General features: G+C 45.7%; 21 protein-coding genes. 13 read left to right on the top strand and 8 right to left on the bottom strand.

The window, feature by feature from the left end; translation table 11 throughout:
* The first annotated feature begins 42 nt into the window (after positions 1–42).
* The 3 genes from aat (at position 43) to infA (ending at position 1,754) form a co-directional block, all read left to right on the top strand.
* Positions 43–756, top strand: a complete 714-nt coding sequence (gene aat, locus L5L94_RS09255) for a leucyl/phenylalanyl-tRNA--protein transferase (protein WP_113940541.1) — start codon at positions 43–45, stop codon at positions 754–756.
* Positions 743–1,453: an arginyltransferase gene (locus L5L94_RS09260; RefSeq protein ID WP_028759740.1), complete on the top strand. Its 711-nt coding sequence runs from the start codon at positions 743–745 to the stop codon at positions 1,451–1,453. The genes aat and L5L94_RS09260 overlap by 14 nt, the downstream gene beginning before the upstream one ends.
* Before the next feature lie 82 nt (positions 1,454–1,535).
* Positions 1,536–1,754: a translation initiation factor IF-1 gene (gene infA, locus L5L94_RS09265; protein ID WP_006081934.1), complete on the top strand. Its 219-nt coding sequence runs from the start codon at positions 1,536–1,538 to the stop codon at positions 1,752–1,754.
* Between the two features lie 116 nt (positions 1,755–1,870).
* On the opposite strand, the gene clpA is transcribed toward infA, so the two are convergent.
* Both clpA and clpS read right to left on the bottom strand, forming a co-directional pair.
* Positions 1,871–4,138 (bottom strand): ATP-dependent Clp protease ATP-binding subunit ClpA, encoded by a 2,268-nt coding sequence (gene clpA / locus L5L94_RS09270; RefSeq protein WP_263148401.1) that lies wholly within the window; start codon positions 4,136–4,138, stop codon positions 1,871–1,873.
* Positions 4,139–4,181: 43 nt separating this feature from the next.
* A complete protein-coding gene (gene clpS, locus L5L94_RS09275; protein ID WP_006081936.1) occupies positions 4,182–4,490 on the bottom strand; it encodes an ATP-dependent Clp protease adapter ClpS in 309 nt (102 codons plus the stop codon).
* A 194-nt stretch (positions 4,491–4,684) separates the two neighbouring features.
* Here clpS and cspD point away from each other — a divergent pair, with 194 nt between their 5' ends.
* Complete coding sequence (gene cspD / locus L5L94_RS09280; RefSeq protein WP_006081937.1) at positions 4,685–4,891, top strand: cold shock domain-containing protein CspD; 207 nt, start codon at positions 4,685–4,687, stop codon at positions 4,889–4,891.
* A gap of 317 nt (positions 4,892–5,208) precedes the next feature.
* Here cspD and L5L94_RS09285 read toward each other — a convergent pair whose 3' ends face one another.
* Entirely contained in the window at positions 5,209–7,434 is a 2,226-nt protein-coding gene (locus L5L94_RS09285; RefSeq protein WP_263162767.1) for an NADP-dependent isocitrate dehydrogenase, read from the bottom strand.
* 343 nt (positions 7,435–7,777) lie between these two features.
* On the opposite strand from L5L94_RS09285, the gene rluE reads away from it, so the two are divergent.
* The 6 genes from rluE (at position 7,778) to L5L94_RS09315 (ending at position 13,859) form a co-directional block, all read left to right on the top strand.
* Complete coding sequence (gene rluE, locus L5L94_RS09290) at positions 7,778–8,563, top strand: 23S rRNA pseudouridine(2457) synthase RluE (protein ID WP_263162770.1); 786 nt, start codon at positions 7,778–7,780, stop codon at positions 8,561–8,563.
* 45 nt (positions 8,564–8,608) lie between these two features.
* Positions 8,609–9,103 carry an NUDIX hydrolase gene (locus L5L94_RS09295; protein WP_105252674.1) on the top strand — a complete coding sequence of 165 codons (495 nt, stop codon included), beginning with the start codon at positions 8,609–8,611 and terminating at the stop codon, positions 9,101–9,103.
* 324 nt (positions 9,104–9,427) lie between these two features.
* Positions 9,428–10,546 carry a tRNA 2-thiouridine(34) synthase MnmA gene (gene mnmA, locus L5L94_RS09300; protein WP_014610717.1) on the top strand — a complete coding sequence of 373 codons (1,119 nt, stop codon included), beginning with the start codon at positions 9,428–9,430 and terminating at the stop codon, positions 10,544–10,546.
* Positions 10,547–10,549: 3 nt separating this feature from the next.
* The gene (gene hflD, locus L5L94_RS09305; RefSeq protein WP_263138561.1) at positions 10,550–11,167 is read left to right on the top strand and encodes a high frequency lysogenization protein HflD; all 618 of its coding nucleotides are present in this window, start codon (positions 10,550–10,552) and stop codon (positions 11,165–11,167) included.
* Between the two features lie 29 nt (positions 11,168–11,196).
* Positions 11,197–12,567 (top strand): adenylosuccinate lyase, encoded by a 1,371-nt coding sequence (purB, locus tag L5L94_RS09310; protein WP_263162774.1) that lies wholly within the window; start codon positions 11,197–11,199, stop codon positions 12,565–12,567.
* 152 nt (positions 12,568–12,719) lie between these two features.
* The gene (locus L5L94_RS09315; protein WP_263162777.1) at positions 12,720–13,859 is read left to right on the top strand and encodes a cupin domain-containing protein; all 1,140 of its coding nucleotides are present in this window, start codon (positions 12,720–12,722) and stop codon (positions 13,857–13,859) included.
* Between the two features lie 193 nt (positions 13,860–14,052).
* Here the strand turns inward: L5L94_RS09315 and L5L94_RS09320 are convergent, their stop codons facing one another.
* Positions 14,053–14,502: a DUF4826 family protein gene (locus L5L94_RS09320; protein ID WP_263162780.1), complete on the bottom strand. Its 450-nt coding sequence runs from the start codon at positions 14,500–14,502 to the stop codon at positions 14,053–14,055.
* A gap of 280 nt (positions 14,503–14,782) precedes the next feature.
* Between L5L94_RS09320 and L5L94_RS09325 the strand changes: the two genes are divergently transcribed.
* Together L5L94_RS09325 and L5L94_RS09330 are read left to right on the top strand one after the other, a co-directional pair.
* On the top strand, positions 14,783–15,817 hold the full coding sequence (locus L5L94_RS09325; protein ID WP_028759730.1) for a Glu/Leu/Phe/Val dehydrogenase dimerization domain-containing protein: 1,035 nt from the start codon (positions 14,783–14,785) through the stop codon (positions 15,815–15,817).
* Positions 15,818–16,028: 211 nt separating this feature from the next.
* Positions 16,029–16,373, top strand: a complete 345-nt coding sequence (locus tag L5L94_RS09330) for a hypothetical protein (protein WP_011789104.1) — start codon at positions 16,029–16,031, stop codon at positions 16,371–16,373.
* A 135-nt stretch (positions 16,374–16,508) separates the two neighbouring features.
* Here the strand turns inward: L5L94_RS09330 and L5L94_RS09335 are convergent, their stop codons facing one another.
* The 4 genes from L5L94_RS09335 to ppsA all read right to left on the bottom strand — a co-directional run bounded on the left by L5L94_RS09335 (position 16,509) and on the right by ppsA (position 23,178).
* Positions 16,509–16,925 carry a MarR family winged helix-turn-helix transcriptional regulator gene (locus L5L94_RS09335; protein ID WP_028759729.1) on the bottom strand — a complete coding sequence of 139 codons (417 nt, stop codon included), beginning with the start codon at positions 16,923–16,925 and terminating at the stop codon, positions 16,509–16,511.
* 144 nt (positions 16,926–17,069) lie between these two features.
* Positions 17,070–17,543, bottom strand: coding sequence for a DUF1285 domain-containing protein (locus L5L94_RS09340; protein ID WP_219235230.1), 474 nt, complete (start codon positions 17,541–17,543; stop codon positions 17,070–17,072).
* A 125-nt stretch (positions 17,544–17,668) separates the two neighbouring features.
* Positions 17,669–20,710: an FAD-binding and (Fe-S)-binding domain-containing protein gene (locus tag L5L94_RS09345; protein ID WP_263162784.1), complete on the bottom strand. Its 3,042-nt coding sequence runs from the start codon at positions 20,708–20,710 to the stop codon at positions 17,669–17,671.
* Positions 20,711–20,808: 98 nt separating this feature from the next.
* Complete coding sequence (ppsA, locus tag L5L94_RS09350) at positions 20,809–23,178, bottom strand: phosphoenolpyruvate synthase (protein ID WP_263162787.1); 2,370 nt, start codon at positions 23,176–23,178, stop codon at positions 20,809–20,811.
* Positions 23,179–23,302: 124 nt separating this feature from the next.
* Here ppsA and L5L94_RS09355 point away from each other — a divergent pair, with 124 nt between their 5' ends.
* Complete coding sequence (locus L5L94_RS09355) at positions 23,303–24,115, top strand: pyruvate, water dikinase regulatory protein (RefSeq protein WP_028759725.1); 813 nt, start codon at positions 23,303–23,305, stop codon at positions 24,113–24,115.
* The last annotated feature ends 69 nt before the right edge of the window (positions 24,116–24,184 follow it).

Consider the following 24,184-nt stretch of genomic DNA (forward strand, 5'->3'; position numbering starts at 1 on the left):
GCTAACTTAATAATAAGGTCTATAACTAAATCATACTCAATTGTGAAGTCACTGTCTTTCCTGAATCACGAATTTGACGCTTTTCCTTCGCCCGAGCACGCCTTAACCGATCCTAATGGTTTATTGGCTATCGGCGGCGACTTACGTCCTGAACGTTTACTCTCTGCTTACTACAACGGTATTTTTCCTTGGTTTAATTCTGACGATCCCATCCTATGGTGGTCACCGGATCCCCGCGCCGTGTTTATTCCAGGTGAAATTCACATCAGCACCAGCCTGCGTAAATACTTAAAAAAACAACCTTGGCGGATCACAATCAATCACGCTTTCACCGATGTGATGGCTGGATGCGCGCAGCCAAGAGAAAAACAGAGCGGCACTTGGATCACCCAAGAAATTCAAATGGCCTATCGCGAATTGCATCACACAGGTCATGCCCACTCCATTGAAGTGTGGGAAGGTGAACGTTTAATCGGTGGGCTTTACGGCTTAGCGATCGGCCAAGTATTTTGCGGCGAATCCATGTTTCACCGTAAAACCAATGCGTCCAAGGCCGCCGTTGCAGCACTGCAACAACATTTACTCAAGATGGGATTCAAACTCATCGACGCACAAGTGATGAATCCCCACCTAGAAAGTTTGGGAGCTAAAGCTATTAAACGCATTGATTTTATAACGTTACTGAGCGAACTGAGAAACAATCCCGTGGACCCAAATACTTGGGCCACTAAAGAGGTCATCCTTGAACTCGAGTAAAGCATCGATCGCTATCGGTATCAGTCAAATATTTCCCTGCAGCTACCTTGATGGCCAGCAGGAGCAGCTACTCGTCATCCAAGAAGATACGCTCGATCCCATTTTATTTGAGCGTTTGCTCGCAGTGGGTTTTCGCCGCAGTGGTAGCTCTATCTACAAACCACGTTGCCCTAGATGCAGTGCATGCCAACCAATCCGTGTACCAACGCATGAATTTGTCCCATCGAAACGCCAAAAACGCACTTTAGCAAAAAACCAAGATCTGACCTGGCGAATAACATCGGAGCAAACCGCCGAGCAATATACGCTATATGAACATTACATTCGTGGGCGACATTTTGACGGCCCCATGTTTCCCCCGAGTGAAGATCAATATAATCACTTTCTTTTTTGCCATTGGTTACCGCCAACATTTATCGAAGTCTATGATGGAAATAAATTATTGGCAGTTGCGGTCACTGATAGTTTGCCCAATAGTCTTTCGGCAATTTACAGCTATTTTGACCCCGACGAAGAACATCGCTCCCTCGGCGCACTGTTAATTTTAATTCAGTGTCGACTGGCGAAACTCATGAATAAAGAATTTGTTTATCTCGGATATCAAATAGATGAAAACCGTAAGATGTCTTACAAGCGTTTGTATCGCCCTTATCAAATTCTGACACCGACGGGCTGGGAGTATTCCCAAGTTTGCTAAGTACTTCCCCTTTACAGCGGGGGGAATTTGGGGCATGATACGCCCGTTTTTTATATTCGAAGGCTAATGGGATAATTAATTAATGGCGAAAGAAGACAACATTGAAATGCAAGGCACTATCCTTGAAACCTTGCCAAACACAATGTTTCGTGTAGAGCTTGAAAATGGTCATGTGGTGATAGCCCACATTTCAGGCAAAATGCGTAAAAACTACATCCGGATCCTCACTGGCGATAAAGTTACCGTCCAGCTGACTCCTTATGATCTGACCAAAGGTCGCATTGTCTTCCGCGCACGCTGATATAGCCTCTTAGATTTAAAAACCCGGCAAGGCCGGGTTTTTTTGTTTGCGAAAGATGAAAAAAATGGCTGCAATTGCAGCCATTTTTATGTCTAAAACTAACTGATAATCAAGCATTAAGCTTTTGTTGTGGCTTTTTCGTGACGTTCGGTACGAATGACAATCTCGCCCTCCTTCACATCCACATACGCAACACCGCCTGACTCTAAGACACCAAATAAGATCTCGTCTGCCAATGGACGTTTGATCAATTCGGTCACGACCCGAGCCATTGGACGTGCACCCATGTTCTTATCGTAGCCTTTCTCGGCCAATAAGGTTCTGGCTTCGTCGCTGACTTCCAAAGTAACGTGTTTTGCATCCAACTGAGCCTGCAATTCCACCAAGAATTTATCGACCACTTTGGCGATAATCGTCATGTCCAAATGATTGAACCAAATGATGGAATCGAGACGATTTCGAAATTCTGGCGAAAATACTCGATTAATTTCAGATAATGCATCTTGGGTGTGATCTTGCTGGGTAAAGCCAATAGACTTACGAATAGTCTCCTGTACACCCGCGTTAGTGGTCATCACCAAAGTCACATGTCTGAAGTCAGCCTTACGACCATTATTATCGGTCAAAGTACCATGATCCATCACCTGCAACAGCAGGTTATAGACATCACGGTGAGCCTTCTCTATTTCATCCAATAGCACGACACAGTGCGGATTTTTAATCACAGCATCCGTGAGCAAGCCACCTTGGTCATAACCCACATAACCAGGAGGCGCACCAATCAGGCGTGACACTGTATGGCTTTCCATGTACTCAGACATGTCAAAGCGCACCAGTTTCATCCCCAAGCAGTTGGCCAGTTGGTTAGTGACTTCGGTTTTACCCACACCGGTTGGACCGGCGAATAAGAAGCTCCCCACAGGTTTTCTGTCAGCACCTAAGCCACTGCGCGATAAGCGAATGGCCGAACTCAGACTCTCAATGGCCTTATCTTGGCCAAAGACCACCATCTTAAGGTTACGCTCAAGGTTACGCAGTAAGTCCTTATCAGTAGCGGATACCGACTTCTCAGGGATACGTGCCATTTTCGCCACAATCGACTCAATCTCGGCCTGGCCTATGGTCTTTTTACGTTTGCTCATAGGCAACATCACCATACGAGCCCCCGCTTCATCGATAACATCGATAGCTTTATCGGGTAAATGCCTGTCATTAATGTGCTTGGCCGATAATACTGCAGCGCTGCTGATCGCGGCCTGAGTATAACGAACACCATGATATTCTTCGTATTTAGACTTAAGCCCCATCAAAATCTTAGTGGTTTCTTCCACTGAAGGCTCATTGATATCTACCTTTTGGAAACGACGTGCCAGCGCACGGTCTTTCTCAAAAATACTTTGATATTCTTGGAAAGTCGTCGAGCCCATGCAGCGCAAATTACCGCTAGATAGCAAAGGTTTCAACAGATTAGAGGCATCCATTACGCCGCCGGAGGCCGCGCCCGCACCGATAATGGTGTGGATCTCATCGATGAATAGGATGGCATGCTTATCCGCCGCAAGTTCTTTTAGCAGGTTCTTAAAGCGTTTTTCAAAGTCGCCGCGATACTTAGTTCCCGCCAGCAGTGAACCTAAATCTAAGGAATACACTGTCGCTTCAAGCATTACATCGGGCACTTGTTTATTGACGATGCGATACGCCAATCCTTCAGCTATCGCCGTTTTACCTACACCCGCCTCACCCACTAACAGTGGATTATTTTTACGGCGACGGCACAGGGTTTGAATCGCGCGCTCAATTTCTTGGTCGCGACCAATCAGTGGGTCAATGATCCCTTGCTTTGCAAGTTGGTTTAAGTTGGACGCAAATTGCGACAACATACTGCGCTCTTCGCTGCCTTCGCCCTGATCTTCGACACGTTCTTGATCTTGATGTGACTCAGCATCATCATTTTTGGCGAAACCATGGGAAATAAAATTCACTACGTCTAAGCGACTAATATCGCAGCGGCGCAGTAAATACACGGCTTGGGATTCTTGCTCACTGAAAATGGCGACTAACACGTTAGCGCCGTTCACTTCATTGCGACCCGATGACTGCACATGGAATACTGCCCGTTGCAGCACTCGCTGGAACCCAAGCGTCGGCTGAGTTTCTTTGTCATCATCAATATCGGCAATGATTGGGGTTGTTTGTTGGATAAAGCTTGCCACTTCATCTCTGAGTTTATCTAGATTCGCTCCACAGGCGATTAACGCTTCTTGAGCCGCAGGATTGTCGATCAGAGCTAATAACAGATGTTCCACTGTCATATACTCGTGACGCGCGTCTCTGGCTTGCTGAAACGCCAGATTTAAGGTGACTTCCAGATCTTTGTTCAGCATAAGCACCCCCAAAATTAACAACAGACTACAGAGTAAAGCGATTTTATGCTTTCTCTAACGAACACAGTAACGGATGTTGGTTTTGTCTTGCAAATTGATTTACTTGTATCACCTTAGTTTCTGCAATCCCAAACGGGAAAATACCGCAAATCCCTTTTCCTTGGTGATGGATCGTCAACATGATATCGGTCGCTTCCTGCTCGTTCTTGCGAAAGAAAACCTGCAAAACTTCAATCACAAAATCCATTGGGGTGTAATCATCATTATTGAGTACCACCTTATACATCGAAGGCGGCATTAACTCTGATTCGACACGTTCTTCAACGTGTTCAATATTTCCTATCTTTGCCATTTTTTAATACTAGCCTCTCGTGTTGGCCTCTTCCAATTGATCCGTTCAAATTAATCAGTTGTTACCCCTTTGTTAATTTTAGCTTGACTTCCGCATTTACTCCTTACATTCTGTTGTGCAGACGGTGAACGAATACCCGTCTATACAGGTTTTACTATCTTACTGGTAAGTAGACAACAGAAGGAAGTGGAAGTATGGCAAGCGGAACTGTTAAATGGTTCAACAACGCCAAAGGATTCGGGTTTATTTGCCCTGATCAAGGTGGTGAGGACGTTTTTGCACACTATTCTACCATTGAAATGGAAGGCTATCGAACTCTAAAAGCAGGCCAACCCGTTCAATTTGAAGTAGAAGCCGGTCCAAAAGGGATGCACGCTTCAGCCATTTCACCAACAAAATAACGTTTGGTGAGGCCAATGATCTAAAAGGCAGGGACTTGTCCCTGCCTTTTTATTGCTGCGTGTTTCATCAATTCTCACCACTTAATGCTACATCGCTCATCATCATTTCGCATGAATTTAATTCAAGTTCAATAGCCGCAGACCATCCATTGCATCCCTGCAAAAAGTTTTTATCATCGGTCTCGACAGCAAATTTAGGGTATAAAAAAGGATCTGCAATGCAGATCCTTTTTTAAAATCAGTCTAATGACCTACAACTTTACATCAGCTTAGATGGCCCACACGCGCACACCATCTAAAAGTGATAACGAGCTAAATTAAGCAATCAACAGCTTGTTCAACGTCTCGCTTGGGCGCATGGCTTTTTCAGCCTTAGCCGCATCTAAACGGTAGTAACCGCCTAAATCGACTGGTGCACCTTGTGCCGTCGCTAATTCAGCCACAATCACTTGCTCATTCGCCGCTAGCGCATGCGCTAACGGAATGAAGTGAGCTTGTAACTGCTCATCGCCCGTTTGCGCAGCTAAGGCTTGTGCCCAGTACATGGCTAAGTAGAAATGGCTGCCACGGTTGTCTAACTCACCGACTCTTCTTGATGGCGATTTGTTGCCATCTAAGAATAGGCCAATGGCTTGATCTAAAGTATCGGCTAACACTTGGGCTTTTGGATTGCCTACGGTTTGACTTAAATGCTCTAAAGACGCCGCCAGAGCCAAGAATTCACCGAGCGAATCCCAACGTAAGTGACCTTCTTTCTCAAGCTGTTGCACGTGTTTAGGTGCACTACCGCCCGCACCTGTTTCAAATAGACCGCCGCCGTTCATTAGCGGAACGATTGACAGCATTTTGGCACTGGTGCCTAGCTCGAGGATGGGGAACAAGTCAGTCAGGTAGTCACGTAGAACGTTACCCGTAACTGAAATGGTATCTTTGCCTTCTTTGATGCGAGCCAAAGACAAACGCGTAGCATCTTCTGGAGACATAATGCTGATGTCTAAGCCATCAGTGTCATGCTCTGGCAGATACTGCTGCACTTTAGCAATGATTTGCGCATCGTGGGCACGTTTGCTATCTAACCAGAATACCGCTGGAGTATTGCTTAAACGGGCACGGCGCACGGCCAGTTTTACCCAATCACGGATAGGTGCGTCTTTAACTTGGCACATTCTCCAGATATCGCCCGCTTCCACGTTATGGCTCATCAATACCTTACCGCTGGCATCGACAACGTTGACCACACCGTCAGCAGGAATTTCAAAGGTCTTATCGTGGCTGCCGTACTCTTCGGCTTTTTGCGCCATCAAGCCCACGTTTGGCACGCTGCCCATGGTTTTAGGATCAAAAGCGCCGTGCTCTTTACAAAAAGCAATCGTTTCTTGGTAAATACCGGCATAGCAACGATCAGGGATCATGGCTTTAGTGTCATGCAGTTGACCGTCTGGTCCCCACATTTGGCCAGATGAACGAATCGCAGCAGGCATAGACGCATCGATAATGATGTCGCTTGGTACGTGTAAGTTGGTGATACCTTTGTCAGAATCAACCATAGCCAATGCGGGACGCGCAGCGTAAACGGCGGCGATATCGGCTTCGACTTCGGCGCGGCTATCAGCAGGTAATGTCGCTATTTTGGCATAAACATCACCAAAACCGTTGTTAACATCAACGCCTAATTCAGCGAAAAGCGCCACATGTTTGTCAAATACTGGCTTGAAGAATACCTTCACAGCGTGACCAAACATAATAGGATCAGACACTTTCATCATAGTGGCTTTCAGATGCAGCGATAACAGCACATCTTCTGCTTTGGCGTTTTCGATTTCACGCTCATAGAAGCTCACTAAGGCTTTTTTACTCAACACCGCAGCATCGATGATTTCGCCAGCCAGCAACTTAAGACTGGACTTGAGTACTACTTCTTGACCATCTTTTTGGGTCAGCACGATATTCACACTGCCCGCATCAGATAAAGTAACAGACTGTTCGCTGCCGTAGAAATCACCGTCAGTCATGTGGGCAACGTGTGACTTGGAATCTTTGGCCCATTTCCCCATGGAATGCGGGTTTTTCTTGGCGAAGTTTTTCACCGATAATGGGGCGCGACGATCTGAGTTACCTTCACGTAGTACTGGGTTTACCGCACTTCCTTTGATCTTGTCGTAACGGGTTTTAATTGACTTTTCAGCGTCGGTTTTTGGCTCATCCGGATAATTAGGGATGTCGTAACCTTTTTGCTGCAGTTCAAGGATACAGGCTTTTAATTGTGGGATCGAAGCACTGATATTTGGTAACTTGATGATGTTCGCTTCTGGCTGATTCGCTAACTCGCCAAGCTCTGTCAGATGGTCGCCAATCTTTTGTGTTTCGGTCAGTTGCTCAGGGAAACTGGCAATAATACGGCCCGATAACGAGATATCACGGGTTTCAACCGCAACGCCCGCGGCGTCGGTAAACGTTCTAATAATAGGTAAGAGTGAGAGGGTGGCCAGTGCTGGCGCTTCGTCTGTTTCAGTGTAAATAATTGTTGATGAGTTATCTTTCATGTTACATCCTACATTATTGTAAAATTTAATATTTTTTATAATAATTTTATAGCATGGCGAACAAATCTGAGCACAGGGAAAATATCAATCAAGGCAATCGACCACGCCCTCACCTTTCAAATTCTCAATGCCCTTCTGTCTTTGCGCGCAAGCTAAAATTTGTTACAACGACTCATTAAAACCTAATAAACATTTAGGCACAGATCACATTTTCTGGCCGACATCATAGAGCATTCACAATAATATTCAAATTCCACTAACGGCGAATGCCAAGTACACTATGACCACATTAACGACTCAATCAAGTCAGGTAAGCGTGTCTCAACCTCCTGTTAGCAAAAGTATGACCAAAAACAAGTTTCCACCTAAAGGTGCCAATGCCAGCGCAAGTTCCCCAGCCAAGAGCCCGATTAAACCTGCTAAGCCCGCCAGCAGAGGCCCTGCCAACCGCGCTACCGCCGTAGATAGCAAAGTGGCGCCAGCACGAAATGCCAATGGCAGTTTAAAGAAAGAACCTTTTAAAAATCCTAATCGACGCGCAATTGCGGCGGCAAAACCGGTGCAGAGCCAAACGCTCGCGCCGATTATTGTGCTGTTTAATAAGCCTTTTGATGTACTTTGCCAGTTTACCGATGAACAAGGTCGTAAGACCCTAAAAGACTATATCCCGATTGCTGACGTGTATGCCGCAGGCCGCTTAGACAGAGACAGTGAGGGCTTATTGTTGCTGACCAATGACGGTCAATTACAGGCAAGGCTGACAGAGCCGAAAAAGAAAACCTTTAAAACCTATTGGGTGCAAGTAGAAGGCGTTCCGACGGAAGATGCACTCACTAAACTGCGCCAAGGTGTTGAATTAAATGATGGTATGACGCTGCCTGCTAAAGTCAAAATCATGGATTCACCCGACGTTTGGCCACGTAATCCACCGGTGAGAGAGCGCAAAAATATCCCAACAACTTGGCTAGAAATCCAAATTCATGAAGGCCGCAACCGCCAAGTCAGACGCATGACAGCGCATATCGGTTTTCCGACCTTAAGATTAATCCGTTATAAAATAGGCCAATGGAGTCTAGATAATTTGCCATCGGGTGAGCACAAATGCATCCGTCTCGGTGATGAAGTCTAAATTTCAGCCTAATTTTTGCGTTCCAATCCACTCAAAGGAGGCTCCATGAGTCAAAGATATAAACCCCATGTGACCGTCGCTTGTATTGTTCATGCAACTTCACAGGACAAATATCTGATGGTAGAAGAGTGGATTGAAGGCGAGCAACGCTTTAATCAACCCGCGGGTCACTTAGAAGCGAATGAAAGCTTGATCCAAGCCTGTGAGCGCGAAGTGTTTGAAGAAACGGGGTTATCACTAAAAGCCCAAGGACTCGTCGGTATTTATCAACTCAGCGCCAGTGAAGACTTAGCCTTTGTGCGCTTTACTTTTTTCGTGCAGTTAGATGATATGCCCTCACCTGCGCCGCAGGATAAAGCGATCCATAGTGCGCATTGGTTAAGTCTTGCGCAGATAGAAGCCAAGTCCTCTTTACTGCGCAGTCCCTTAGTACTCGATTGCTTAAAAGACTATCTCAATCAGGCACAAAATGGCCAAACTTATCCCCTTAGCCTACTCAATAGTGACCGCCTCACGATAGCCCAAGCGAGCAAGGCGTGATAGAATACCGCCCCGCATAAACGGCTGGCTAAGCTTAATGCGTGTGCTACTGCAGAGGCCTTGTACAGCAAATAAATAGTTGCCCGTAAATGCGAGGTTTACTGACAGTTTGCGGACTCATTTTATTTGATAGCGCAGGCAAAGTTTGATTTAACAATCAGCAGCACAGCACCTAGATGTAAAGTTAGCTTGGATTTAAAGTGAGCTTGGATTTTTAGTTAGCCCATATTTTTAGTTAGGTTAGGTATTTTTGTTACGCGCTCAATGTCGCGGCTTAAATTCATCCACCTAGCCAACACACATACTCAATGGTTTTTAGGATTTATGACATCAATCGAACCCACTCATACAGGAAAAAAAGTCATTGTCGGCATGTCCGGCGGTGTAGATTCATCTGTTTCAGCCTATTTGCTTATGCAGCAAGGCTATCAGGTTGAAGGCCTTTTCATGAAGAACTGGGAAGAAGATGACAACAACGAGTACTGCGCGGCCGCAGAAGATTTAAAAGACGCCCAAGCCGTGTGCGACAAACTCGGGATCAAGCTACATACAGTCAACTTTGCTGCCGAATATTGGGACAATGTGTTTGAGTATTTCCTCGCCGAATACAAAGCCGGGCGCACGCCAAATCCCGATATCATGTGCAACAAAGAAATCAAATTTAAGGCATTTTTAGAATTTGCCGACGAAATCCTCGACGCCGATTACATCGCAATGGGCCACTATGTTCGCCGTCGCGATAACAGCGACGGCAGTACGCAAATGCTCCGTGGCGTTGATGGCAATAAAGATCAAAGTTATTTCCTCTACACCCTTAGCCATGAACAAGTAGCCCGAAGCCTGTTCCCTGTCGGTGAGCTCGAAAAACATCAAGTTCGTGAAATTGCGAAAGAAATGGGCTTAATCACCCATGACAAAAAAGACAGTACTGGCATCTGCTTTATCGGTGAGCGCAAGTTCACTGAATTTCTAGGGACTTATTTACCGGCGCAGCCTGGCAATATTGAAACCCCAGAAGGTGAAGTCATAGGCACGCACCAAGGACTCATGTACCACACCTTAGGCCAACGTAAAGGCTTAGGCATTGGCGGCATGAAAAACAGTAATGACGATCCTTGGTATGTGGTCGATAAAGATCTTGAGCGTAACGTATTGATCGTGGGGCAAGGCGGACACCATCCCCGTTTGATGTCGACCGGCATGACAGTTAACCAACTGCATTGGGTGGATAGAACTGGCCCTGTCGATGGTTGTCATATCACCGTCAAAACCCGTTATCGCCAACAAGATGTGCCTTGCACATTAACCTACACAGATGAACACACCTTGCGCGTGGTCTTCGATGAACCTGTAGCGGCTGTAACGCCTGGACAGTCTGCGGTATTTTATGATGGTGAAGTCTGCCTAGGTGGCGGCATCATAGATCAATTAATCCGAGGGTAACGCGTGAACGAGCAACTCATTAACCGGACTATGGCGTTTGCAGGCATACTGCAAGCCATTGCCCAAGTTCAACATTTAGCGCGCCATGGCGAATTGGATAATGCCGAGCTCGCAGCGAGCTTAAACACCATTCTCGTCACCAATCCTGACAATACGGCCGATGTCTACCAAGATAAAATCGTATTGCAAAAAGGCTATGAGCTGATCCTGAACCAGCTCGGTGACAGCAGTCAAAAAGATGTTGAAATCACCCGCTATTTAGTGGGCGTGCTTGCCCTAGAGCGTAAACTCGTGCGCTCTAACAGTGGCTTAGGCATGTTGGCTGAACGTATTAATCAAGTGAATCGCCAACTACATCATTTTGCCATCACAGATGAGCAAGTTGTTGCCAATCTTGCCAGCATTTACAGTGACATCATCAGTAATTTAGGGCCAAAAATCCAAATATCGGGTAATCCTGTGTGTTTGCAGCGCCCTATTGTACAACATAAAATTCGTGCTCTGCTGCTTGCCGCTATACGCAGCGCAGTACTGTGGCGTCAGTTGGGCGGTAAACGTCGACACTTAGTCTTCGCCCGCAAAGCCATCGTCGATACAGCCAAGAAAAGTCTTACCCTATAATAAAATTAGCGTTCATCAAGGAGCTACACATGGATCTTTCCGCACTAACTGCTATCTCTCCGGTAGACGGTCGTTATGGTAGTAAAACCGCGTCATTGAGAGGGATTTTCAGCGAGTTCGGTCTTACCAAGTACCGTGTTCAGGTTGAAATCAATTGGCTAAAACTGTTAGCAGACTGCTCAGACATTAGCGAAGTGCCAACATTGAGCGCGTCAGCTATCGCTGTGCTCGATGGCATTAAAGACAATTTCAACGAACAAGATGCGCTGCGTGTTAAGGCTATCGAAAGCACCACTAACCACGATGTGAAAGCGGTTGAATATTTCATTAAAGAAAAAATCGCGGGCAATAGCGAATTAGCCGCTGTAGGTGAGTTTGTTCACTTTGCCTGTACCTCTGAAGATATCAATAACTTAAGCCACGGTTTAATGTTGACTGAAGCCCGTGAACAAGTATTACTGCCCTACTGCAACAAGTTACTGACTGCGATTAAAAAGCTGGCGATTGAATATCGCTCTGTGCCGTTAATGTCACGCACCCATGGCCAACCGGCTTCACCTTCAACACTCGGTAAAGAGATGGCGAACGTCGCAGTGCGCCTTGAACGTCAAATCAAACAAATCGCCAATGTTGAAATCATGGGCAAACTGAACGGTGCCGTAGGTAACTACAATGCTCACCTGTCAGCCTACCCTGAAGTTAACTGGCATGAGCTGTCTGAGCGTTTTGTGACTAGCCTTGGCTTGCACTGGAATGCCTACACGACGCAAATCGAGCCACACGATTACATTGCCGAATTATTTGATGCAGTTGCCCGTTTCAACACTGTGCTGATTGACTTTGACCGTGATATTTGGGGTTACATCGCCCTAGGTCACTTCAAACAACGCACTATCGCCGGTGAAATCGGTTCATCGACTATGCCGCACAAAGTTAACCCCATCGATTTTGAAAACTCTGAGGGTAACTTAGGTATCGCTAACGCCCTGATGCAACATTTAGCGTCTAAGCTGCCGTTATCAAGATGGCAACGTGACTTAACTGACTCAACTGTGCTGCGTAACTTAGGCGTGGGTATTGCCCATGCGTTGATCGCGTATCAAGCGACCTTAAAAGGCATCAGCAAGTTAGAAGTTAACGAAGCGCACCTGCGTGACGAGTTAGATCACAACTGGGAAGTGTTAGCAGAACCAGTACAAACTGTGATGCGTCGTTATGGTATTGAAAAGCCATACGAAAAATTAAAAGAACTGACGCGCGGTAAACGTATCGACGCGCAGCAACTGTCAGTGTTTATTGACGGACTTGAATTACCAGACTCAGTGAAAGCTGAACTGAAGAAAATGACGCCAGCCAATTACATTGGTCGCGCCGAAACGTTTGTCGACGAACTGAACTAAGTTATTAATTAAAATTAGCGATTAACTAATATTAAGCGATTGACTGAAATTAGTTATTAACTGAAGTTGGCGACGGACAATACTCTTTCTTAAACAGAAATAAGGATTAAGGCGACCCACATCACCGCGATGTGGTCGCCTTTTTTAACACTATGTATACACTCAATCTCGATATCGCCCAGTTTCTTAGTGAATACTGGCAAAAGAAACCCCTGTTGATCAAAAAAGCATTTCCGCAATTTGAAGATCCTATCAGCGCCGACGAACTAGCAGGCCTTGCCTGTGAAGAAGAAATCTCTTCACGCATCGTTGTCACCAAAGACAATGATTGGGAAGTAGTGCAAGGTCCGTTTGAAGATTACGACAGCTATGGCGAAACCCATTGGCAGTTATTAGTGCAAGCAGTCAACCATTGGAATCCTGATTCGCAGCCATTAGTTGAAGCGCTGCGCTTTTTACCTGACTGGCGCTTCGATGACTTGATGGCCTCATTTGCAACCCCAAGTGGCGGTGTCGGCCCGCACGTCGATAACTACGATGTATTTATCATTCAAGGCGAAGGTGAGCGTCGCTGGACCGTGGGTGACAATACCCCGCAACAACGCCGCAGTGGCAATCCCAACTCGCCGCTGGTTGAGGACTTTACGCCCATTATCGATGTAGTGTTAGAAAAAGGCGACATGCTTTATATTCCACCCGGTTTCCCGCATTGCGGCGAAACCCTAACTGTGGCAATGAGTTACTCGATTGGTTTCCGTGCTCCTAGCCAGCAAGAATTGGTCAGTGAAGTCGCCGATTATTTGCTCGACAATAACTTAGGTCAGCAGCGTTTCACGTCGCAAACTGAACCGAGTTCAGCCGGTATCGTCAGCCAAGATCATCAAGTGGGCATAATGTCACTCTTGAGTCAGCTGAGCCAAGATCCCAATAGCTACCAAATCGTGTTAGGTAAGCTACTCAGTCAAAACCGTTTCGAACTTGATTTGTGTGAAGGCGAAGAAGCTTACAGCATTGAAGATTTGCAAGATGCCTTCGCCCAAGGTGCTGGCGTCAGCCGTATCGGCGGTTTGAAAGTATTGCGCCTTGAAAATGACGCCACACCGCGATTATTCATCAATGGTGATGTGCACGAACTGCTAAATACACCGGCAGATATGATCGCACAGTTGAGCGATAACGTCAGCTTAAACGCCGATGAAGCGACTGAAATATGTCAGCATGAAGAAGTCCAAGCCTTACTGTTGAAACTTATCAATCAAGGTTTCTACTACTTGAGCGACAGCGAAGAATAAGCCCTATCGACTTTGTTCGATGACCTTGTTTTTAATATAAAGTGTAAATAAAACATCAATATAAAAAAGGCACTCAACTGAGTGCCTTATTGTTATTTCAATTATCAGTATCAATCAACACAAGTGACTGTATTAACTCAATACTATCTAAATACAATCTACTATCTAAATACAATCCTCAACTCATTTGAGTTTAAGCATTCCACAGTTTATCGTCGTTGTGCATACGATATAAACTCTCGGCACGCGATACTAATAGTTGAGCAAATTTAGCCTGAGTGACATCACGGGTTGCACCCGAACGCACTAAGTTTTCCGCCTGCATTTGCCACATCATAGAGAAATGACGCACGGCATCACGGGCCGTCGCCGCCACTTTCACATCGACAAAATCCGACGGTAAATCACCTGACATCACCCAATAGGTTTTGTTGCTTGGACGCTTTGATTCCATCTTCCAAATCGCCATATAAGGCGCAAGATAACGGCTTTCATCGGCTAGGACTTTGCTTGGGATCACGCCTTTTTCAGCGAGAAAACGATTAGCTTTTTGAAATTGAGTTCTGACCCACTCTTGACGCAGCTTTTCTATTTCTTCAGCTGATAAATTTTGTTGAGTTTGGTCGACAGCTTGTTCAGTCATACTTCCGTCCTATCTTATTGTTATAACGCGAGCCTAATTCTTGGGATCAGTACGCGATTCATTCTATTCGTTACGTTAAATTCAGTACAATCCATTCTTAATCGCAAAGCTTACGTTTACGTAAAGTGGAAAGCTAAATTGCCACAAATAATGTATTTATTCGGTCATTATGCATGGTTGAGAGTATCGCTAAATGCTATGGTTCTGCAATAAATATAACAAGCAGTCGATAGAGGCTCACCTCGTCGGCTTTTTCATTGTGTATAGCGGAGAAATTCACGTGGCTGTATTTAATCATGTATCCTTTGACGAACATGAACAGGTTGTATTCTGTCATGATAAAGAAAGTGGCTTAAAGGCCATTGTCGCCATCCATAACACTAACCTTGGTCCTGCCGTGGGTGGATGTAGGATGTGGAACTACCAATCGGATGATGAAGCCCTGACTGACGTATTACGCCTCTCTCGTGGCATGACTTATAAAAATGCCCTAGCAGGTTTAACCATGGGCGGTGGCAAATCAGTGATCATTGCCGATCCGAAAAGACAAGATCGCGAAGCCCTATTCCGCGCCTTTGGCCGTTTGATTAACAGCCTAGGTGGCCGCTACTATTCAGCGGAAGATGTTGGCACTACTACGGCTGATATTATGATCGCCCATGAAGAAACCCCTTATATGGCGGGTCTTGAAGGCAAAAGTGGCGATCCATCACCGTTCACAGCCCTTGGCACTTATTTAGGCATCAAAGCTGCGGTTAAACATAGACTTGGTTTAGACAGCCTTAAAGGCCTTAAAATCGCCGTTCAAGGCGTCGGTCACGTTGGCTATTACCTGTGCAAACACTTGCATAACGAAGGCGCTGAACTGATTGTTACCGACATTCATCAAGCCTCATTAGACAAAGTCGCTACCGACTTTGGTGCCATTGTTGTCGCACCTCAAGAAATCTACGCGCAAGATGTGGATGTGTATGCCCCTTGTGCCCTTGGCGCAACCTTAAACGATGCGACCTTACCGCAACTGAAAGCCAAAATTGTTGCTGGCTGTGCCAACAACCAATTAGCCGAAGTACGCCACGGTGAACAACTGAAAGAAATGGGCATACTTTACGCGCCAGACTATGTGATTAACGCAGGCGGCATTATCAACGTGTCGTTCGAAAAAGATTACGACGCAGCAAAATCGACGGCTAAAGTAGAAGAAATTTACAACACGCTGCTGAAAATATTCAGCCAAGCCGATGCGCAGAACCGTACAACCGGCGCCGTGGCTGATGAAATGGCGAAAGCCATTATCGAAGCCGCTAAGCAGTAATTTTTCTACGCGTTTATTATTTTTATGCCCGCCAAATATTGAAAAAAGCGACTTCTGGTCGCTTTTTTGTTATCTAAAATTTAATCTATCACTAAGCTCATGGTTTAGTCGCGCTTTTAATTTCGACACAGAATATTCATTTAATCACGCTGGAAAACGCCATATTTGTCTGCTTGAATTAGTCTATCAGGTCCCAGCACAGGATAGCGCTATGATCCGTTTCAAATATGATCTCAACCAAGATGTGGTAGAACTGCAAGCCAGCAATTGGAGTGGTTTAGAGCGGGTCTTCGTTAATGGCCAGATGGTGTCGCACAAGCTTAACTTTAAGCCTCAAAGCGAGCATACCATTCAGCTTAAAGATGGCGCACCTTGCAAGTTTGAACTGCTTATCGATCCCCAAACCGATGAGTTAATGTGCCGAATTTATAAGCAACATAGACTCGTCGCTAGCCTAAAACAAGGCAAAGAGAATTTATTAGCCAGCCGGCGTTATTTACAGCACTCAGTGATAGCCGTCAGCCTGCTTTGCGTCTTTGCACTTTACTTAAATTAATCAAACCAGTTAATCCCGCAGAGTGAGGCATAGTGGATGGGATTAAACTGGGAACATGATTTAGATAACCACATACAGATAGAAGTAAAAACGGCTAAACCACAGTTTTCCTCCATACCCATTAGATTCAAAATTTCAAGCCAAACGGTTGATTTTATTTAATAGTAAAATGAATGTCTGTTGTTCATCTTCACTTAAATTTGACAGAAATTTTTCATTGACCCGCTCAGCTTCGCAGATAAGATCTTGCTCTAATGCTTTGGCTTCATCGGTCAAAAAGATTTGGAAAGCACGCCGATTATCGACTTCTTGATGACGAGTAATAAGACCTTGCACCTGCAACTGATCGAGTAAGCGCGTCATAGTGTAATTTGCCACATCGCAACGCTTAGACAATTCAGTTTGGCTTATGCCCTCTTCTTGCCACAAAGCAAACAGCACAGGCCACAGTTTTATATCGAGTTGATATCGCTTAAGATGCAGATCAAGCTCATTTTGCAGCTCGATATTTAAGTGGGATACAAGATAGCCTAAGCTTTCATGACGATTCAAACAGCACCTCCTACAGCAAAGGTTTAACGCGTTTTCACTTACTCTGCACGCCATCATAGGAACCCAGAGTTAGTTTTAATACTACCACTTAACCCATAATAAACTAGCTTAGACCACAGCAAATTATGCGATTAACCTACGAGCTCATTCCTCATCTAGATCAGATAAATTGAATTCATTCACAAAATTATAGTAACAGGCCCGACCTAATTTGCCCCATAAACCGCGCTCAAGCGGCAAATAAACACTGTCATCGGTGAGCTTCATCTGTTTTATATCGACTTTGTGGTGCTGTGTTTCAATGCTGGTTCTTACATTGAGCAGCGAATGGGGTTGCGCTCGCTCGAAATCGACAATCAGTAAGGGGGCATCTTCAACCCGCACTCGCACCTTCTCCACTGGGGTAATTAAGAAATACTCATCATCGATGCAATGCAAAATACTGGCGAACAACTTAGCAAACTTTGCTGGCAGCGATGTGCCTAGATAGGTCCAATCACCCAAGGCGTTAATGTCAAACAATGGGGCTTCACTGCACAATGGCACAACCGAGGTTAGCCTACTATCGGCGGCGAATTGTTTAAGCGTGTGTTGAATACTGTCAGTCATCTTTTCCATCTAGGCCTCCATCATCCATAAAAAAACCAGCCTTGCGGCTGGCTTTAGTGTGACATTCAACACTGGGATATACCAGTTAGGATAATGACGATCTGACTAACGCAATCAAAACGACATAAACACCACTAGATATTTACTAACTCGAGTAAGGCCTCAAGTGGATGCTTTGGCTTGTATCCGGCAAAACGTTTTACCTGACTACGGCACGAATAACCAGACACTAACACTTGCGGCTGCTCAATTTTCGCTAGCGTTTGCTGCCAAGACATATCAAACAAGGCCTTAGAGCGCTCGAGGTTTTCCGCCTCATGGCCGTAGGTTCCCGCCATACCACAACAACCTAAATTGACTGCGGTTAACTTAGCGCCAAAATGGGCAAAGATTTTAGTCCACTCATTGGCGGTATTTGGCTTGGCCGTCGATTCGGTACAATGACTAAACCAAGTATATTGCTTATCTTGCGCAGCTTTTGCAGGTAAATCTTTGATGACATTCAGTAGCCATTCGTTGGCTAACTTGACCTCAAAATTACCGCGATTAGCCCCTAAGACTTCACGATATTCATCGCGATAACACAAGACTAAGGCAGGATCGATACCGACCATGGGCATGCCCAGTTTATGGACTTGGTTCAAAAAGTCTGCACTCGACTGCGCCGTTTTAGCAAACTTATCTAAAAATCCCTTGATATGTGTTGGCTTACCATTGGGTTTGTAGGGCAATAACACCGGCTTTAAGCCGAGCTTTTCAATCAATTGGATAACGCGCAGCACAAGACCTGAATCATAGAAACTGTTAAAGGGATCTTGTACCACCAACACAAACTGCGAGCGCTTCTCTTCTGGAATCGCTTGCAACGCAGCTAAGTCGTAACCGCGGCTTGCATGACCATCGAGTCTTTGCTTTAAAGTCGGCACAGATAACGCAGGCGCATCCACATAACCAATCGCCTGTTTAATCACCCATTGGCTCAATGGATTTTGTGCAACAAAGTTAGTGAGACGCGGTGCCGCAGCCATCAGTGGTAAGCTATCTTCAATCCCTGCAACGAGATAGTCTTTCGCGGGTCTTAAATAGCGTTGATAGTAAATATTGAAGAACTGCGCCCTAAACTTAGGCACATCCACTTTGACCGGACATTGTCCAGAGCAGGCTTTACAGGCTAAACAGCCCTTGAGCGATTCCATCACCTCGTGGGAGTAATCATAATCACGTTTGGCATTGATGGTATTTTGTATGCGCTGCAATATACCAAAAGGTTTCGCTTTTGCGAGGGCATTAACATCAACCCCTTCAGCCTCAAGCAGTCTTAGCCACTCTCTCATGAGCCCCGCACGCCCCTTAGGTGACTGCACTCTGTCACCCGTCACCTTAAACGATGGGCACATGGGCGAATAGCTACTGTAATTAAAACACAGGCCATTACCGTTACAATTCATCACATCGGGGAACGCATCACGCACATCAACGGGGATTTGTCGATCAAACTTACCGCGCTTAGCACTGTCGACATCGTAATAGAGGGCACCTGTATCTTTAGGCGCCACCAGCTTGCCGGGATTGAGTCGGTTATCGGGGTCGAACAAACCTTTGATATCTTGCAATACACCGAAAAGTTCATCACCAAAGACAGCTGGACCGTATTCACCGCGCACACCTTTACCGTGTTCGCCCCACATTAGGCCGCCGTATTTAAGCGTCAGTGCCGCGACTTGATCAGAAATGACTCGTAGTAATTTTTCATCTTCAACATCGCACATATCGAGCGCTGGACGAACATGCAACACGCCCGCATCCACATGGCCGAACATACCGTATTGCAGATTATGCCCGTCGAGTAACGCGCGAAACTCCATAATGTAATCGGCGAGTTTTTCGGGCGGTACCGCAGTATCTTCAGCAAAGGCGATAGGCTTACGGCGACCTTTAGTGGCGCCGAGTAAGCCAACGGCTTTTTTACGCATGCCGTAAATTTTTTCGATACTCGGCTTATCTTGCGTCACTTGGTAACCCAACACACCGCACTCGCCTTTGCTGATCTGCTCAGTTAACACAGCTTCCAAACTCGCGAGCTTTTGCTCAACTTCGACCGTGTCACCTGCAAATTCGACCATATTGAGGCCATCAATAACTTTACCTGGCACTTCTTGGATAAGATCAGCCACTGAATGCCAGACAATATCTTCACGGGCTAAGTTAAGCACTTTTGAATCGACGGTTTCGACCACAGTCGCCCGCGCGGCAACTAAGGATGGCGCATGACGCAATGCCGATTGGAACGAATCGTACTTAATGTTCACCATAGCGCGCTCAGTCGGCAGCGGGGTGAGATTGAGTTTGGCTTCGGTTATCACCGCAAGCGTGCCCTCTGAGCCCGTCAGAATTCGTGATAAATCGAATTGCGTCAGCTTGTCGTTCCACACGTGTTTTAAGTCATAGCCGGTGAGGAAACGATTGAGCTTAGGAAATTGGTTTTCAATCTGAGTACGCTTTTCACGGCATACCGCCGCCACAGCAGAAATCAGTTTCTGCCCCAGCGGATTATCACTGACATTATCTGGGTTACACAGTAGTCCCGCATCTAGGGGATGCGTATCCAGCACACTGCCATCGATCAACACGCTGCGCAGCGCCAGCACGTGATCTGACGTCTTACCATAGACCAGTGAGCCCGCACCCGAGGCATCGGTATTGATCATGCCACCAATAGTGGCGCGGTTTGAGGTGGATAAATCGGGACTAAAAAAGAATCCATGGGGACGCAATGCATCGTTAAGCGCATCTTTAATCACGCCAGCTTCGACTCGAACCCAACCTTGCTCAGCATTCACTTCGAGCACGCGATTCATGTAACGCGACACATCCAAAATCAAACCATGGGTCAGAGATTGTCCGTTGGTGCCCGTACCACCGCCCCGCGCACTGAAGGTCACGCTGCGAAATGCGTCTGTAGCAGCCAGCGTCAATGCAATTTGAATATCCTGCTGATTTTTAGGATAAAGCACGGCTTGAGGCAAAAATTGATATACAGAGTTGTCGGTGGCTTGCACTAAACGGGCGCTGTAACGTTTGTCTATATCACCGGAATACTCACTTTGCTCCAGTGCATCAAGGTATGCCAAATACACTGGCTCTAATGTTTGTTGATGTGATAGCAGGGGTAGCATAGATGGCTTCTGTCAATTATCGTTATGGCGCCATTATAAACAAAAAAAAGCCGCTAAAAAGCGGCTTTTTTAACAAGTTTATAAAATTACTATCTAGATCAACCGTGCGCTTCGGCTAAATACAACCAAGTATCAATCACAGTATCAGGGTTTAATGACACTGTATCTATGCCTTGTTCTACCAACCAAGCGGCAAAATCAGCGTGATCTGAAGGACCTTGACCACAAATACCTATGTAAGCGCCCTTCGCTTTAGCCGCTTTAATGGCTAATGAAAGTAGCATTTTAACGGCTTCATCACGCTCATCGAATAAATGGCTAATGATACCTGAGTCACGGTCAAGGCCGAGTGTCAGCTGAGTTAAATCGTTTGAGCCGATAGAGAAGCCATCGAAATGCTCAAGGAATTGGTCTGCTAACAGGGCGTTTGAAGGCACTTCACACATCATGATGACACGTAAACCGTCTTTACCACGCTCTAAACCTTGCTCTTTGAGCAGACCAACCACTTGCTCAGCTTCTTTCACTGTGCGAACGAATGGGATCATGACTTCAACGTTTTTCAGCCCCATGTCATTACGAACGCGTTTGATCGCTTCACACTCAAGGGCAAAACAGTCACGGAAGGATTCAGAGATATAACGGCTCGCACCGCGGAAGCCCAGCATTGGGTTCTCTTCTTCTGGCTCGTATCTGTCACCACCAACCAAGTTTGCGTATTCGTTAGACTTAAAGTCTGACATACGTACGATCACTTTCTTCGGATAGAAAGCTGAACCGATAGTCGCAATACCTTCAACCAGACGGGCAATGTAGAACTCAACAGGTGATTCGTAACCAGCAATCATTTCGTTGATTTCAGTTTGCAGCGCTGCATCCTGTTGATTGAATTCGAGCAGTGCTTTCGGATGAATACCAATCATACGGTTGATGATGAATTCTAAACGCGCTAGACCCACACCTTCGTTTGGCAAACGGGCAAAATCAAATGCACGATCAGGGTTACCCACGTTCATCATGATTTTCATTGGCAATGCAGGCAGAGAGTCAACACGGTTTGAAATCACTTCAAACTCTTGTTTACCTTCGTAGATAAAGCCAGTGTCACCTTCGGCGCAAGAAACAGTCACGATTTGACCATTCTTGATACGGTCAGTCACGTCACCACAACCCACCACCGCTGGCACACCTAATTCGCGGGCGATAATTGCCGCATGACAGGTACGACCGCCACGGTTTGTGACGATAGCACTTGCGCGCTTCATGATAGGTTCCCAATCAGGATCTGTCATGTCTGTCACTAACACATCACCAGGTTGGATTTGATCCATATCGGCGATTGAGGTTAATACTTTGGCTACACCAGTACCCACTTTATGGCCAATAGCGCGACCTTCACAGATCACAACGCCACGGCTCTTTAAGTGATAACGTTCAATCAATTGCACATCTTCACGGCTACGAACCGTTTCTGGACGCGCTTGAACGATATACAATTTGCCATCATTGCCGTCTTTTGCCCATTCGATGTCCATTGGACGGCCGTAATGTTTTTCGATCACCATGGCTTGTTTGGCTAATTCTTCAACTTCAGCGTCATTGATAGAGAATTGACGACGTTTGTCAGCAGTCACGTCTTCAATTTTGACTTGTTTGCCGTGAGCAGCATCATCTGAATACACCATTTGGATGAGCTTGCTACCGATATTACGGCGCACAACAGCCTTGTGACCTAAGGCTAAAATAGGTTTATGAACATAAAATTCATCTGGGTTTACCGCGCCTTGAACAACCATTTCACCCAGACCAAAAGATGAAGTGATAAACACCACATCGTTATTGCCAGATTCAGTGTCCATAGTGAACATCACACCTGAAGCCGCTTTATCTGAACGAACCATGCGTTGTACGCCAGCAGACAAGGCAACACCGTGGTGCTCATAACCTTGATGCACACGGTAGGAAATAGCGCGATCGTTAAAGAGTGAAGCGTACACATGCTTGATCGCTGTCAGTACGGATTCAAATCCTTTTACGTTTAAGAAAGTTTCTTGCTGACCCGCAAAAGAGGCATCTGGCATATCTTCAGCTGTTGCAGAAGAACGTACCGCGAATGACGCTTCGCTAGTTTCAGCGGCAAGTTTATCGTAAGCTTCACGAATCGCTTGCTCTAATGCTGGTTGAAATGGAGTGTCGATAACCCACTGTCTGATCTGTGCACCTACTTTAGCCAGCGCATTGACATCATCTACATCCAGTGTGGCTAGAATGTCATAAATCTTCTGGTTAACTCCGCTTTGTTCAAGGAACTCGTTGAACGCATGGGAAGTTGTCGCAAATCCGCCAGGTACTTGAACACCGGCATTGGCCAGATTGCTGATCATCTCGCCTAGAGAAGCATTTTTACCGCCAACCAAGTTGACGTCACCCATGCCTAATTCTTGATACCAGAGTACGTATTGCTGCACAGTTCTATCTCCGCAAGTTTATTTCAGTGGCCCCTTCACACGAGGGCAGCGGCATTTTACACTCCTGTCGAACACGCGTAAATCTATAATTTTATTTGTAATTTTATTACTACAAGAGGTCAGTATGGCACCAAAAGTATTCTATATCTCCGACGGGACAGCGATCACAGCTGAAGTTTTTGGTCATGCGGTTCTCTCGCAATTTCCATTAGAATTTGAGTCACTTACGATTCCATTTGTCGAAACTCTGACGAAAGCAGAGCAAGTTAAGCGACAAATTAATGATTGTTTTATTACAACAGGTGAGCGGCCGTTAGTATTCCATTCCATCGTAAAAGCCGAGATCCGCGACATCATCTACTCGAGTGAAGGGGTTGATTATGATTTTTTGAATACTTTTGTGGCCCCACTCGAACAACATTTAGGTGTTTCTGCCTCTCCAGTTGTACATAGAACCCATGGAAAAGCGAATCACGGCTATGAAGCGCGTATTGATGCCATTAATTTCGCCATGGATAACGATGATGGCCAGACCATGAAACATATGGATCAAGCCGATCTGGTTTTACTTGGGGTCTCTCGCTGTGGCAAAACGCCATCGAGCCTGTATTTATCAATGCAGTTCGGTATAAAAGCGGCAAACTACCCTTTCACCGAAGATGATATGGATAACCTTAAGTTACCTGAAGCGCTGAAACGCAATAAGAAAAAACTGTTTGGTTTAACGATTGATCCCGTGCGTTTACATGAAATCCGTCAGAGTCGAATGGAGAATAGCCGCTATTCATCGCTCAAACAGTGCCGCTTAGAAGTCAAAGAAGTGGAAATGCTGTTTAAACGAGAACGCATTCCTTATATAGACACCACTAATCATTCCGTGGAAGAAATTGCCACTAAAATATTAGATGTCACGGGCCTAGAACGGCATATGTTCTAAGCCTAATAAGCCAAAATCAGCAAAAGAAACCGAGTGAATTTAGTCTAAAAGAAACTAACTTAAATCAAA

Source organism: Shewanella sp. SM21 (assembly GCF_025654335.1).
GTDB lineage: Bacteria > Pseudomonadota > Gammaproteobacteria > Enterobacterales > Shewanellaceae > Shewanella > Shewanella oncorhynchi.